The sequence below is a fragment of the Paenibacillus sp. J22R3 genome (assembly GCF_056269305.1).
Genome location: NZ_JBWDNS010000001.1, coordinates 1,724,048 through 1,738,643, shown reverse-complemented (window position 1 = coordinate 1,738,643; position 14,596 = coordinate 1,724,048). Strand labels below are relative to the sequence as shown.

Here is a 14,596-nt window from a genome sequence, read left to right as displayed (position 1 = left end):
TATAAGAACGCGTGAGCGGCTCTTGCCATGATTGGCGGGAAGCCGTTTGCGTTTATACAAAGAGGGGACAAGCTATGCAAGAGAAGATGCCCGTGCTGCGCGAACCCGTGAAACGGCGCAGAAGCGGCAAGAAGCTGTTAGCGGTGCTTTTCTTATTATTCGTCGTCATTCTTGGTGTACTATTCTTTAATTCTTCCATTAGCAAAGTAGCAACTGTGACTATTGAAGGCCAGCATTACCTGAATGCAGCCGAAATCCGCAAGGTAGTCGGCATCGCCGCAGGAGATTCTTTCTTCGGTACTTCCGAAAGCAAATTAGAAGCAAGAGTGCATACGATCAAGGCCATCGAGAATGTAAAAGTAACCAAATCGTTCCCCGGCAGCATTACGATCCATGTGCAGGAGTTCGAAACAGTCGCCTACACATTGTCGAAGAACGGAGAAATCACGGCGATTTTGGCTAACGGAACAGGGATTGCAGCCGGTTCCGAAATGATTGTCGACAAGCCGATTCTGTCCGGTTGGAAGTCGGATGACCCTGTATTGGCTGAGCTTTGCAAAACGCTGTCAGCGATTCCGGAAGACGCTATAGCAGACTTCTCAGAGATTAAACCAGAACCGTCCCCCTCTTACAAGGATCGGATCAAAATCTACACCAGGACGCGTTTTGAGGTCATTACTGCCGTGTCGCTGCTGCCTGAGAAAATCCCAACGCTGAATGCCGTGATTGAAATTCAGCCCCCGGGACTAATTACTATGCTGCTTGCGGATAAATATGCATCGTTTACGCCTGAAGTCGCAGATAATCAGGGTATTTCCCAAAAAGAGACTACTCAATAGCTTCAAAGAATGATAGAATTTTAGTTATGTAGATTTAATTGCCCTTTTTGCATTTTTTCGGAAGAACATCAACCAGAGCATGTACATTCATGTAATGGACGTTTAAATAAACCTTGAAAAAATTGTAGAAAAAAGAGGGATATTCAGGATTGCGTTGAATTAAAAAGAAATGCAAAGCAGTCACGACAATTAATGTGCCTAATTAATGTACCTAATTAATGTTGAACGGAGGTGCCAGAGGTTGAGCAGCAATGACATCATCGTCAGTTTGGACATCGGTACATCCAAGGTTCGTGCTATTATTGGCGAAGTGAATAACGGCGTCATTAATATTATTGGAGTTGGATCTGCCGACTCGGAAGGTATCCGTAAAGGGGCTATCGTTGATATTGACCAAACCGTTCAATCCATTCGCAATGCGGTGGATCACGCCGAGCGTATGGTCGGTATTCAAATAAGCGATGTATATGTAGGCATTCAAGGCAACCATATCGGTTTGCAAACGAATCACGGCGTTGTCGCCATCTCCAACGAAGATCGAGAAATCGGCGAAGAAGACATCGAACGCGTATTGCAAGCGGCGAAAGTAGTAGCTTTACCTCCGGAACGCGAAATCATTAACCTAGTTCCAAAGCAGTACTTGGTTGACGGTCTTGAAGGTATCTCAGATCCTAGAGGCATGATTGGTGTTCGTCTGGAAGTAGAAGCAACGCTCGTTACCGGAGCCAAAACAGCAATACATAATTTAGCCCGGTGCGTCGAGAAAGCAAATTTGCGTATTGCCGGCATTATTCTAATGTCATTGGCGTCTGGACAAATGGCGCTCACCAAAGATGAGAAAATGATGGGTACTGTCCTCGCAGACATTGGCGCCGGATCCAGTACCATTGCAATTTTTGAGCAAGGAAGCATTGTTGCAACCTCCACGCTGCCGGTTGGCGGCGAGTATGTGACCAGCGACATTTCCTACGGACTCCGTACTCAAACCGAACAAGCCGAGAAAATCAAGCAGAAATTCGGCTGTGCACTTATCGATGATGCGGCTGAAGATCAGAAATTCAAAGTTATGCGTATGGGCAGTAACGTGGAGAAGGAATTCTCTCAGGTTGACCTGGCCAACATCATAGAACCACGCATGCAAGAAATTTTCCACTTGATCCGTCAAGAAGTACGCCGACTTGGCTACGGCGATAAGATCAATGGATACGTTCTAACGGGCGGTACAGTGACGATGCCGGGAACATTGGCACTGGCCCAACATGAGCTGGAAGCAAGCGTACGCATTGCGGTGCCGGATTATATCGGCGTTCGCGATCCTGCTTTTACCAGTGGTGTTGGTATGATTCAATATGTTTCGAAGTATATGAAAGGTAAGGTAGTTTCTTCGCCTAAGAAGAGTGCCAACCGGAAGTCCAGTTCAACGAATTCGCCCTCGAAGCCTGGTCTTTTTGAAAAATTGAAAAATATGTTTAGTGAATTTATTTGATCGGGGGAGCAACAACATGTTGGAATTTGATTTCGATAATGAGCTGATGGCCCAAATCAAAGTCATCGGTGTAGGCGGCGGCGGAAGCAATGCTGTTAACCGGATGATCGAGAATGGAGTCAAAGGCGTAGAGTTCATAACTGTGAATACAGATGCGCAAGCATTGCATATGGCGAAATCGGAGCAGAAGCTTCAAATCGGTGACAAGCTGACTCGCGGACTAGGTGCAGGCGCAAACCCTGAGGTTGGTAAGAAAGCAGCTGAAGAATCACGTGAAGCGGTCATGAACACGCTGAAAGGCGCGGACATGGTATTCGTAACAGCAGGTATGGGCGGGGGAACCGGCACAGGTGCTGCTCCCGTTATCGCCGAGATCGCTCGTGAATGCGGCGCGCTGACAGTCGGTGTTGTAACTCGTCCATTTACGTTCGAAGGACGCAAACGCTCCGGACAAGCCGAGCTGGGTATCGAAGCGCTCAAAGAAAAAGTAGACACCTTAATCGTGATCCCGAATGACCGTTTGCTTGAGATCGTAGACAAGAAGACACCGATGCTGGAAGCGTTCCGCGAAGTGGATAACGTGTTGAAGCAAGCGGTGCAGGGCATCTCCGACTTGATCGCGATGCCAAGTCTGATCAACCTTGACTTCGCGGATGTGAAGACGATTATGGCGGAGCGCGGCTCTGCTCTGATGGGGATTGGCAACGCTACAGGCGAGAACCGTGCTGCCGATGCAGCTCGCAAAGCCATTCAAAGCCCGTTGCTTGAAACGTCCATCGACGGTGCACGCGGCATCATCATGAACATCACGGGCGGCGCTAATCTCTCGCTCTATGAAGTGAATGAAGCAGCTGAAATCGTCATTTCGGCTTCCGATCCGGACGTAAACATGATCTTCGGTGCTAGCATCGATGAGAATTTGAAAGAAGAAATTAAAGTAACGGTTATCGCAACAGGCTTCGAGCACCGTAACAGAGCTGAGGTTCGTCGTCCCGCAGCTGGACAACCCGAATCAACAAGCACTGAGGCTCCACGCCAACAAGCTGCAAGCACGGGTCCAAAACCGTTCGGCAGCAATGTATCCAGCAGTGATCAACTCGATATTCCGGCATTTCTTCGCAATCGTCGCAACACCTAGTCAGTAACAATAAGGACTTTAGCCGCTTTCCGGTACACCGGAAAGCGGCTTTTTTGCTATTTTTACCTGCTTCTGGCTCACTCGATTGCGAGCAAACCAATCACCTTTGCACTAACCGATCGCCGGAGATTGGCGATAACAGTTAGTGCGTCATCGACAAAAAAAGATCACTCCTGACGGCATGTTTAGACAGACATTGTAATAGGATTTAACTATACTAGACACAAGCCGCAAATCCTCGCTAAGCTTTTACGAGGGAAACGGCGAGCAGGGAAGTGCGGCAGGAAGGTGAATGCACTGGATGCAGTTTATCTCGACGTATTATTCATGGTCAACCTGCTCATAGACGGCTCGAATTTACTTCTCACAGCTTGGGTACGAAGTATACGTGCAAAGTGGTGGCGAGTTCTCCTCGCTGCCGGTGTTGGCAGCTTATATGCCGTAATGATTGTGTTTCCGCCGTTGTCGTTCTTGTTTACAATCGTCATCAAGGTCGCGTTGTCTATCATCATGCTGCTCATAGCGTTCGGATTTGGAAGCGTTCAATATTTTGCTCGACATGTCGGAGCGTTTTACGGCGTCAACTTCGCCGCCGCTGGTGCTGTAATAGGAGCCCATTACTTGTTTATGAACAGCTCCAATAAGCTCTGGCATACCGTCGCCACTGTAAATGGGAAATTATATTTCATGCTGAAGCCATCGATGCTCTTTGTCTTCAGTCTTATTGGCGTCGGCTATTATATCTACCGATCGGTGATGACACAGCGCAAAGAACGTGATTTGGTCACCAATCATCTCGCGGAGGTGAAGGTTCGAATCGAGGATAAGGAGTATAGCTGCACAGGTCTGATCGACACGGGTAACCAGCTGTACGAACCGCTGACCCGAACACCGGTCATGGTCATGGAAGCTGCCGTTTGGCAAGATGTGCTGCCTGCTTCATGGATTGCTCAAATTCGGGAATCGCAGGTCGATAAGCTCTTAGCGAGCATGACGGATGATACGCCCTTCATTTGGCGAGACCGGCTTAGACTAGTGCCTTATCGTGGAGTAAATCGTGGCGCACAGTTCATGCTGGCGATTAAACCGGATCAAGTCATCATCAATCGCGATGGTGAAGTCTATGAATCCAAGAAAGTGCTCATTGGTTTAGACGCCGGTAAACTCGCCCATGACGGCACCTACCAGGCGATCATCCATCCGTCACTTCTTCAAAATCGAAGTGTCACGATCGATACAATACACAGTTCTTCGGGAAGGGATGGAACAGCATGCTCGTCAAATGGAAATTGATCCTGCAGTTATATTATTATCGCGTTTTGTTTTTATTCGGATTAAAGAGCGAGGAAATTTATTATATCGGCGGGAGCGAGGCGCTGCCACCCCCGCTTACACGTGAAGAAGAGGAATATTTGCTCGAGAAGCTGCCATCAGGCGATTCCGCGATCCGAGCGATGCTGATTGAACGCAATCTTCGTTTAGTCGTGTACATTGCCAGGAAGTTTGAGAATACGGGCATTCATATCGAAGATTTGGTGTCCATAGGCGCAATCGGGCTCATTAAAGCGGTCAACACATTTGATCCAGAGAAGAAAATCAAGCTCGCTACGTATGCCTCACGCTGTATCGAGAATGAAATATTGATGTACTTGCGCCGCAATAGCAAGACAAGGACGGAAGTATCTTTTGATGAACCGCTCAATATCGATTGGGATGGCAATGAGCTGCTCCTATCCGATGTGCTTGGAACAGAGAATGATACGATCTACCGCAATATTGAAGAGCAGGTAGACCGTAAGCTGCTTCATAAAGCGCTGGATAAGCTGACCGAGCGCGAACGGATTATTATGGAGCTGCGTTTTGGTCTTGCGGATGGGGAAGAGAAAACCCAGAAGGATGTCGCCGATTTGCTCGGCATTTCGCAGTCCTATATTTCAAGGCTGGAGAAACGAATCATTAAACGGCTGCGGAAAGAGTTTAATAAAATGGTCTAATTGGTGAACAAATGTCCGCAATTCCCATAATCATGGGGATTGCGGGCTTTTTACGGTTAAGTAGCAATTCAATCCAGTGACAAAGCGTGTGAAAGTTGTTTATAATGCAGGTTGTTCTTTCAACATACGAAGGATGGCAGGAGGTTTTACCGCTGATTGAGCTCTTAGACATAAGCAAGTCATATAGCACCGGCAAGACGAAAGTGGATGCGATAACAAATATCAATCTTACTATAAATAAAGGCGATATATTCGGCATCATCGGACACTCCGGAGCAGGCAAAAGCACGTTGCTGCGTTGTGTAAATCTATTGGAGCGCCCTACCGCAGGGACTGTAAAGGTTGGAGATGTAGAGCTGACGAAGCTCTCTACGACGCAATTGCAGCAGGAACGCCGCCGAATCGGAATGATTTTTCAGCATTTTAATCTGCTCTCGATGGCGACGGTTCGTGATAACATTGCTTTCCCGCTGGAATTGGCGAAACAATCAAGGTCAACGATCAAGCAAAGAGTGGACGAGCTATTGAAGCTGGTGGGTTTGGAGCAGCATGCAGACAAATACCCGGCCCAGCTCTCAGGAGGTCAGAAGCAGCGTGTCGGCATAGCTAGAGCGCTTGCCAACAATCCGGATGTGCTCCTCTGCGATGAAGCAACCTCAGCACTGGATCCGCAAACGACAAACGCGATTCTATCCCTTCTGCTTGATATTAACGAGAAGCTCGGCATTACGATACTTCTAATTACGCATGAAATGCATGTCATTCGTTCGATTTGCGATCGTGTCGCCGTCATTGACGGGGGAGAAATCGTAGAGATGGGTGACGTGCTGGATGTATTCCTCAAACCGCAGCATGCCATCACGATGGATTTTGTCAGCCAGATTGCAGATTCCTTCGATCCGCGTGAATTAATCGGTACGCGCAGCGGTCGACTCGTGAAGATGAACTATGTCGGCGAAGTAACGTATGAGCCGCTTCTGTTTAATGCCGTTAAATCCACCACCGTGGAATTTACGATATTGCAAGGGACCGTTTCACGTATGAAGAATACTCCGTATGGCCAGCTTGTGATCGAATTTATCGGCAATGACCGTGAGATTGACGAAGTGCTTGCGGTCCTGCGCGATAAAGGGCTGGAAGTAGGTGAGCTGAAATGATGTTGAAACAAGGTATCGACTGGTCGGATGTTCGGCCGGAGGAAGTATGGAAGGCGACCAAGGATACGCTGACCATGCTTGGTGCATCGTTGCTGTTCACCATCATTCTCGGCTTGATTCTGGGGGTAGTTCTATTCCTCACTTCCAGAAGACAGCTGCTGGAACAGCCGGTTGTCTATGCCGCACTTTCACTTATTGTTAATATCCTTCGCTCTGTCCCTTTCGTTATTCTCATGATCATGATCATGCCGCTAACGAAAGCGATAACCGGTACAACGCTTGGCGTGCAGGGCTCAATTCCTCCGCTTGTGATTGCTGCCGCGCCGTTCTTCGCAAGATTGGTGGAGACTTCGCTGCGCGAGGTTGACCGAGGCGTGATCGAAGCCGCGCAGTCGATGGGGGCATCCCGCATGGACATTGTAAGGCGTGTGCTGCTGCTTGAAGCAAGGCCAGGTTTAATAGCGGCCATTACAATAACAGCTGTTACACTCGTTTCATACACAGCGATGTCAGGCGTAATCGGAGGCGGCGGTTTAGGTGACCTGGCACTGCGATACGGGTATCAGAGATTCCAGACCAGCGTCATGATTGTTACAGTAGCTTGTCTTATTATTTTGGTTCAGATCCTGCAGATGGCCGGTGATTATCTGGTACGCCGATTTAGCCGGAAGTAAGGTGAACAGCATAGAAAGCTTTATACAGATGGAGGAATGAAGAATGAAGAAGGTAAGTTTGGCTCTATTGCTTCTAGTGCTCGTTGTCGCGTTGTCCGCATGCGGAGCGAACAATAACGAAGCGAACAATTCGAATGTAGGTAATACGACTGCGGATAACGGCAATAACGCTGCTCAAGAAGTAACACTTAAGGTTGGCGCTTCACCATTGCCACATGCGGAAATTCTTAATTTCATCAAGCCGGCATTGAAGGCTAAAGGCATTAATCTTGAAGTTGTCGAATTCAATGACTACGTACAACCGAACACGCAGTTGTACGAGAAGCAATTGGATGCAAACTTCTTCCAGCATACACCGTACTTGGACCAATTCAACAAAGATAAAGGCTATGATCTCGTCAATGTTGCCGGCGTCCACATTGAGCCATTCGGTGCTTATTCGAAAAAAGTGAAAAGTGTAGATGAACTGAAAGACGGCGCGAAGGTCGTTATTCCTAACGATCCGACCAATGGCGGACGTGCACTTGCTTTGCTTGCAGCAAACAATGTCATCAAGCTTAAAGACGGCGTAGGCGTTGCAGGTACTGTTCACGATATTACGGAGAACCCGAAGAACCTGGCGTTCACTGAAGTTGAAGCTGCGACACTGCCACGTGTTCTGGATGAAGTAGACCTTGCGCTGATCAACACGAATTATGCGCTTGAAGCAGGTCTTGTACCGACGAAGGATGCGCTCTTCATCGAAGGCAGCGATTCGCCATACGTGAACATTCTTGTTGCTCGTCCGGATAACAAAGATTCTGATGCAATCAAGGCATTAACAGAAGCGCTGCACTCAGCAGAAGTGAAGAAATTCATCGAAGACAAATACGAAGGCTCGATTATCCCGGCCTTTTAATTAAACGAATGTACTCAAGGCACTGTCTCTCCCTAACCTAATAGGGAGGACAGTGCTTTTTATTTTACCGCAAACAAGGCAGTTGACAAAGGAGTGTACTACGGGTATAGTACACGTATAAGGTGTATGAACTAAGTAGTACACACACTATTAAGACGGAGTTGGAGCGTATGCATGATGGCGAAGGCAGCGCGGAATTGAAGTTCAATAACCGCGACCCTGTCTACCTCCAGGTAGTCAGGCACTTTAAGGAAGAGATCGCAACGGGACGTTTGGAGAAAGGGCAGGTCATCCCATCGCGCCGCGAAATAGCAGGTAAGTTGAGAATTAACCCGAACACGGCACAGAAGGCTTATAAAGAAATGGAGGAACAGGGTTTGATCGTAACGGAGGGCAATTCCCCAAGCCGGATTACAACGGACGAACAGGTATTAAGCTTAATTCGCAGTGAGCTCATTACAGATGCCGTCGATGCATTTGTTCAATCTATAGCCAAGATCCAAGTACCGGTCGATGAGCTGTTAGCCATCGTCAAGAGCAAAGTAGAAACAAGCTATACGCAAGCAGCAAAGGAGGGGCAAGCATGATTGAGTTTAAATCGGTTCGTAAGAAATACGGCCGCAGAAAAGTGCTTCAAGATATATCGTTTACGGCGAAAAAAGGAAATATTACGTGTTTGATCGGCATTAACGGGGTAGGCAAATCCACCGTGCTGAAAGCCATCATGGGACTAACGCCAATTGACGGCGGCAGCATCCAAGTGGACGGAATGCCGGTGGGCAAACATATTTACGAGCATGTCGCTTACGTGCCGGACAATATTACGATGCCTCCTAACATGACCGTCGGTGCGAGCATGCAGTTCATGAAAGATTTCTACGCCAGCTGGAACGAGGCGCGCGCGGAGGAGATGCTAATTTTCTTCAAGCTGAAGCGTAACGATCGGATTTCCGAGCTTTCCAAAGGAAATACGGCCAAGCTGAATTTGCTGCACGGACTGTCGCTGGATGTGGAGTACGTGTTGATGGACGAACCATTCTCCGGCATCGATGCGTTCAGCAGGGAGCAAATCGCAAGCGTATTTACAAGCAAGCTCGTGGAAGACAGAGGCGTTATTATTACGACACATGAAATTAACGATATCGAACATCTGATCGACGAGGTCGTACTGCTGGATAACGGAGTCGTGATGAGACAATTCAATTGCGAAGACATGCGCTTGCAGGAAGGCAAGTCGGTTATGGATGTTATGAGAGAGGTGTACAAGGGATGAATCGTTTTTTGAAGCTGCTTCATATGGAGGTTTCTCGTTTTTGGAAGCTGTATATCACCTTGTTCGTGATGACGCTGCTCATGCAATGCGGCGGCATTCTGTACGAGAGCAATAAATACATGCAAGTCGTAAAGGATAAGATGGGGCCGACTACGTCAACATTTGCAAAGTTTGCAGCCGAAAACGGCGTAGTGAGCTTTTCCGATATGATGAGCCGAGCAAACTTATTTATTCTTGCCCCAATCGCGCTTTGCATCGGCGGAATAGCGCTTTACGTATTTCTGATTTGGTATAGAGAATGGATGGGCAAAAACATGTTTATCTATCGGCTGTTGATGCTGCCTACGGAAAGACGCCATTTGTATTTGGCTAAGCTAAGCGCTATTCTGCTGTTCGTGTTCGGCTTAGTGGCCTTCCAACTGCTCATTCTGCCGCTTGAATCCGCATTGTTTACGGCGGTCGTTGACCCGGAATTGAGAGGAGTCTCCGAAACATTGACAACAGTCATCCAGAATCACTCGTTTCTGCAAGTTCTCGTTCCCCGTACCTTTACGGAATTTGTTTTGTACTATGGCAGCGGTGCCTTATTCGTCATCATATTGTTCACGGCGATCCTGTTTGAACGGAGTTACCGGTTGAAGGGTGTCTTGGCAGGCGTCATCTACATCGGAGTTGCATGTCTGCTTCTGATTGCACCGATGCTCATCATGAATCGAGATATTAAAGATTATTTGTACCCGAACGAAATTTTCATCATCGAGTTCGTAATTGCCGCATTGATCGGCGGCATGTCTCTTGCAATAAGCTTCTTCTTAATGAATAAGAAGATATCGGTATAGGAGGTTACTACACAATGAAACGCTATTGGTTTTCCATCCTGCTCGTCGTCTTTATCCTTGGGAGCATTGGCACCTATTACGTGGGAGCTGCTACGCGAAGCTACCCGGACTATAACCTGCTGACCGTTTCCGGTGATGATAACGAGGCGAAATCGCTTGTTCTGGAAGGCATGACAAAGGGCTATGGTTCCCTGGTCATTAGTTCGAAGGGGAGCAAGTATCAGCAGGAAGAGTCTTATTTCGAGCAGTTTTCGATCGCCAAACGATACAGCTATAATCAGGAAATGGTTCAACTGTTTAAAGAGCACCACGGCTTCATGCGGGCAAAAAGAAGCTCGAACTCGTTCTATCAGGATGAGAACACGCTTGCCTATGCATCCTTTAATAGTGGGTACGCTAATCGGAATTCTAAGTTCAACGTATCCACCCTTGACTTGAAAACGAAGGATGAACAAAGCTTCGAAGCAGCCGTACCTAATTACGAACAATACGGCTGGGCTTACGTGATGGACGTACAAGTGGATGGCCGGATGCTATACGTCTTTACCATCAATTATCGAAAGAATGACGATAGCGGGCAAAGCCTTGGGAACCAGGAGATTCATAAATATACGGTGGATCTAAACGCGAAGAGCATTGCCAAAGATGACGTGCTTTTTGCCGATAAGAAGCTGGATAATGGCCAATTCGTAAGATACAGTATGGAGAGTTCAACACCGTATAACGTTCCTAATGATGTGCTCGTATTTAGACAACAGACAGAGAAGCACGTGAAAGACAAAGAAGGAAATGATATCACCGAAAACACGAAGTCGGAGCTGTTTACGTTGGATTGGAAGACCGGACAAACGACGGCAGTGCCTGCTATTGATCCAAGCATTTCAGACTATTTGGTGAACGCAACTACAGATTCGATCATTATGATCGTTAAGCAAGAGAAATCAGCCCTTGTGAAGCACTATGATCTGAAGACGCGAGAAATCAAGGAGTTCGTAATCCCCGTTCAGTCCGTATCAAGCTCGATGGTCAGTGGGGACCGGTTGTATCTAATGTCCAAGGAAGCCGATACAATCGATGTTGTCATTGCCGACCTGAAGCAAAGTAAAGTCGTCTATACCGGCAAAATCGACATTAACGAGCAAGGTACGGAGCGTACAAAGCTTCTTAACGACCTGCAAATTTACTCGCTGTATGTGACCAAATAATAGGAATGCTCGAGCCCTCGGAATCACTGCGGGGGCTTGATTGCGTTTACATCGCAGGTCAGCTTTGGGAATGACTTTCTTCTTGCGCGAGGGGGAATAAATTGGGGGTCCAAGGAGATACTGAACATTAATGTTTCTCCTTGGGAGGTAATCACGTTGACCCGAAACAAAGTCGAGATTTGTGGAGTGGATACCGCGAAACTGCCTGTCCTCACAAACGCGGAGATGCGGGAGTTGTTTACCGCATTACAAACGCAGAATGAGTGGGCAGCAAGAGAGAAATTAGTCAATGGCAACTTGAGGCTAGTGCTTAGTGTGATTCAACGGTTTAATAACCGCGGGGAATTCGTCGACGATCTCTTCCAAGTCGGCTGCATCGGCCTCATGAAAGCAATCGACAATTTCGATCTCAGTCAGAATGTTAAGTTTTCCACCTATGCGGTTCCGATGATAATCGGTGAAATTCGCCGTTATTTAAGGGACAATAACCCGATTCGTGTGTCGCGTTCCTTGCGTGATATCGCGTATAAGGCGCTGCAGGTACGGGACAGCTTGACGAACAAAAACTCAAGGGAGCCGACGATTTTTGAAATTTCCGAGGCGCTGAACGTTCCGAAAGAGGATGTCGTTTTTGCGCTCGATGCCATTCAAGACCCGGTATCATTGTTCGAACCGATTTATCATGATGGGGGAGATCCCATCTATGTGATGGACCAAATCAGTGATGACAAAAACAAAGACGTGTCGTGGATTGAGGAGATTGCTCTTCGAGAAGCGATGCACAAACTAAATGAACGCGAAAAAATGATTCTGTCGATGCGTTTCTTCGAAGGGAAAACGCAAATGGAGGTAGCCGACGAAATCGGCATCTCACAAGCGCAAGTATCCCGGCTCGAGAAATCCGCGATCCAACAGATGCAAAAGCATGTTAAAACGTAAATCAACCAAAAGTGAAACGGCGCCTAGCGCCGTTTTTTTGCTATGTGACAGCAGCGGCTATAATTAGTGGCAAGCAGGACATTTTGCCCATTTGGCACATATATTGATAATAAGGTGATGGGCAGTTCTTTCGGAAGCGTGGTGAACGGCTAATGAAAATTTCGGATTTTCAGACGAAGGACGTTATCAATATTGTAGATGGACGCAAGCTGGGGCAGGTCAGTGACTTGGAGCTGGATTTGCGGCAGGGACGCATTGATTCCATCGTTGTACCGAACTACTCCCGTTTCTTCGGCTTGTTCGGCGGTGGCACAGATGTCGTGATCCCTTGGCGAAATATTGTGAAGATCGGCACGGATGTCGTACTCGTACGGATTGATGATGCGAAGGTGTACAAGACGGAGGAAGACGATGTGCAGGTTCGATAAGCTTATCGTTCTGCCATTCGAAAGGAGCCTTGCGGGCGCGTAGCCGCTCGCAAGGAGGCTGCCATGCGTGGTACACTGGAAGTCGAGGTGATTGTATCATGGAACCGTTTAAACATGTTGATGCAGCGAAGAGCCCTTCGCTTTTTTTATTGCCACAATGGATAGAGCGGTTTGATGGTTTGACGGTTGGATTCTCCGGACGGGAAGGTGGAGTCAGCAGCGCTCCTTGGCAATCCCTGAATTGCGGGCTTCATGTTGGGGACGTACAGGATGACGTTGTACGCAATCGCAGCTTGCTCGCGGAGTCGCTCGGCTGGCCATTTGAAGCATGGACCTGTGCAGAGCAAGTACACGGCAATCACGTGCATATTATAGAAGCCGATGATCGCGGCAAAGGCAGAGCGAGCCGCGCATCATCAATTGCGGATGCCGACGCTCTTGTTACCGACCAGAAGAATGTATTGCTGGCTTCTTTCTACGCGGATTGTGTTCCGCTCTATTTCTTCGATCCTGTTCGTGAAGTGATTGCGCTGGCCCATGCGGGCTGGAAAGGAACCGTACTGGAAATTGCCAGGTTGACCGTCGAACGAATGGTCTCGACCTTCGGCTGCGATGCAGCATCCATTCAAGCCGCGATTGGTCCTTCCATTGGGATGTGCTGCTATGAGGTGAATGATGTCGTGCTGGATCGTGTTTTGCCGCTTATCGCTGCATTAAATGTGGATCCTGCCGACATGGTCGTACCTACGGGTGAAGGAAAAGCCAGGATAAACTTGAAAGAATTGAACCGACAGATTATGATAAAAGCAGGAATTTTGCCGAGCCGTATCGAATGTTCAGAGTGGTGCACCGGTTGTGCCACGAATCTGTTCTTCTCTCACCGAGTAGAAGGCGGTGCGACGGGCCGGATGGTGAGCTGGATCGGCATGAAAGAAGGAGACAAGTAAGGCGTGACGACTTTATCACAGCGTATTGAAGAAGTGGAACGGCGGCTCGCAGATGCATGTGCAAGAAGCGGCCGGCAGCGTTCGGAGATTGAACTGATTGCAGTAACGAAGTACGTAGGCGTCCCCCAGACGCAGGCGGTCTTGCAGCAAGGTCTCGTTCATATGGGGGAGAATCGCTGGCAGGATGCGTCTGAGAAGTGGAACGCGATTACGGGCAGCCAGTGGGATACAAGCTTAGACCATGCGCCGTCCGGACAAGCTGTATGGCATTTCATTGGGTCACTGCAAACGAATAAGGTTAAAGAAGTCATAGGGAAATTTACATACATCCATTCCTTGGATCGTCTTTCATTAGCGGAGGCAATCGAGCGTAAGGCTGCGCAGCTTGACATCAAGGTGCCTTGCTTTATTCAAGTCAATGTAGCCGGAGAAGACAGCAAGCATGGCCTTCAGCCCGAAGAATTAATCCCTTTCGCCAAGCAGCTAGTGGCCTTTCCTCATATCGAGCCGGTTGGGCTGATGACGATGGCGCCGCTTGACGGCGAAGCCGAGCAATCCCGTCCCGTATTTCGCGGGTTAAGACAGCTTCGTGACGAACTGAATCGCAGCGCTGTATTGAGCAAGCAGGTTGATGGTTTGTCGATGGGCATGTCGGGGGATTTCGAGGTAGCTGTAGAAGAAGGCGCAACATGGTTAAGACTAGGTACGGTACTGGTAGGACACAGCTAAGGATGCGTTTCAGCAAGCGAATACTTGGCATGCAGATTATAAGGGAAAGA

16 protein-coding genes are annotated in these 14,596 nt (G+C 48.1%); all 16 read left to right on the top strand.

What is annotated here, in order from left to right:
- The first annotated feature begins 74 nt into the window (after positions 1-74).
- Positions 75-839 (top strand): cell division protein FtsQ/DivIB, encoded by a 765-nt coding sequence (locus AC0YN4_RS08200; RefSeq protein ID WP_475779209.1) that lies wholly within the window; start codon positions 75-77, stop codon positions 837-839.
- Positions 840-1,080: 241 nt separating this feature from the next.
- A complete protein-coding gene (gene ftsA, locus AC0YN4_RS08195; protein ID WP_475779210.1) occupies positions 1,081-2,325 on the top strand; it encodes a cell division protein FtsA in 1,245 nt (414 codons plus the stop codon).
- 16 nt (positions 2,326-2,341) lie between these two features.
- Entirely contained in the window at positions 2,342-3,463 is a 1,122-nt protein-coding gene (gene ftsZ, locus AC0YN4_RS08190) for a cell division protein FtsZ (protein WP_475835535.1), read from the top strand.
- Positions 3,464-3,751: 288 nt separating this feature from the next.
- Complete coding sequence (spoIIGA, locus tag AC0YN4_RS08185; RefSeq protein ID WP_475779212.1) at positions 3,752-4,756, top strand: sigma-E processing peptidase SpoIIGA; 1,005 nt, start codon at positions 3,752-3,754, stop codon at positions 4,754-4,756.
- Positions 4,735-5,457, top strand: coding sequence for an RNA polymerase sporulation sigma factor SigE (sigE, locus tag AC0YN4_RS08180; RefSeq protein ID WP_090638315.1), 723 nt, complete (start codon positions 4,735-4,737; stop codon positions 5,455-5,457). The genes spoIIGA and sigE overlap by 22 nt, the downstream gene beginning before the upstream one ends.
- Positions 5,458-5,609: 152 nt before the next feature.
- On the top strand, positions 5,610-6,614 hold the full coding sequence (locus AC0YN4_RS08175; RefSeq protein ID WP_475835588.1) for a methionine ABC transporter ATP-binding protein: 1,005 nt from the start codon (positions 5,610-5,612) through the stop codon (positions 6,612-6,614).
- Positions 6,611-7,288, top strand: coding sequence for a methionine ABC transporter permease (locus AC0YN4_RS08170; RefSeq protein ID WP_475779213.1), 678 nt, complete (start codon positions 6,611-6,613; stop codon positions 7,286-7,288). Before AC0YN4_RS08175 ends, AC0YN4_RS08170 begins: the two co-directional genes overlap by 4 nt.
- Positions 7,289-7,331: 43 nt before the next feature.
- Positions 7,332-8,186 carry a MetQ/NlpA family ABC transporter substrate-binding protein gene (locus tag AC0YN4_RS08165; RefSeq protein ID WP_475779214.1) on the top strand — a complete coding sequence of 285 codons (855 nt, stop codon included), beginning with the start codon at positions 7,332-7,334 and terminating at the stop codon, positions 8,184-8,186.
- Positions 8,187-8,356: 170 nt separating this feature from the next.
- Entirely contained in the window at positions 8,357-8,773 is a 417-nt protein-coding gene (locus AC0YN4_RS08160) for a GntR family transcriptional regulator (protein ID WP_475779215.1), read from the top strand.
- Positions 8,770-9,459, top strand: a complete 690-nt coding sequence (locus AC0YN4_RS08155; protein ID WP_475779216.1) for an ABC transporter ATP-binding protein — start codon at positions 8,770-8,772, stop codon at positions 9,457-9,459. The genes AC0YN4_RS08160 and AC0YN4_RS08155 overlap by 4 nt, the downstream gene beginning before the upstream one ends.
- Positions 9,456-10,298, top strand: coding sequence for a hypothetical protein (locus AC0YN4_RS08150; RefSeq protein ID WP_475835534.1), 843 nt, complete (start codon positions 9,456-9,458; stop codon positions 10,296-10,298). Before AC0YN4_RS08155 ends, AC0YN4_RS08150 begins: the two co-directional genes overlap by 4 nt.
- A gap of 14 nt (positions 10,299-10,312) precedes the next feature.
- Entirely contained in the window at positions 10,313-11,503 is a 1,191-nt protein-coding gene (locus AC0YN4_RS08145) for a hypothetical protein (protein ID WP_475835533.1), read from the top strand.
- A 156-nt stretch (positions 11,504-11,659) separates the two neighbouring features.
- A complete protein-coding gene (gene sigG, locus AC0YN4_RS08140) occupies positions 11,660-12,442 on the top strand; it encodes an RNA polymerase sporulation sigma factor SigG (protein ID WP_090573745.1) in 783 nt (260 codons plus the stop codon).
- Positions 12,443-12,594: 152 nt separating this feature from the next.
- Positions 12,595-12,870 carry a YlmC/YmxH family sporulation protein gene (locus AC0YN4_RS08135; protein ID WP_090979788.1) on the top strand — a complete coding sequence of 92 codons (276 nt, stop codon included), beginning with the start codon at positions 12,595-12,597 and terminating at the stop codon, positions 12,868-12,870.
- 98 nt (positions 12,871-12,968) lie between these two features.
- The gene (gene pgeF / locus AC0YN4_RS08130) at positions 12,969-13,817 is read left to right on the top strand and encodes a peptidoglycan editing factor PgeF (protein ID WP_475835532.1); all 849 of its coding nucleotides are present in this window, start codon (positions 12,969-12,971) and stop codon (positions 13,815-13,817) included.
- A 3-nt stretch (positions 13,818-13,820) separates the two neighbouring features.
- Complete coding sequence (locus AC0YN4_RS08125; protein WP_475835531.1) at positions 13,821-14,546, top strand: YggS family pyridoxal phosphate-dependent enzyme; 726 nt, start codon at positions 13,821-13,823, stop codon at positions 14,544-14,546.
- The last annotated feature ends 50 nt before the right edge of the window (positions 14,547-14,596 follow it).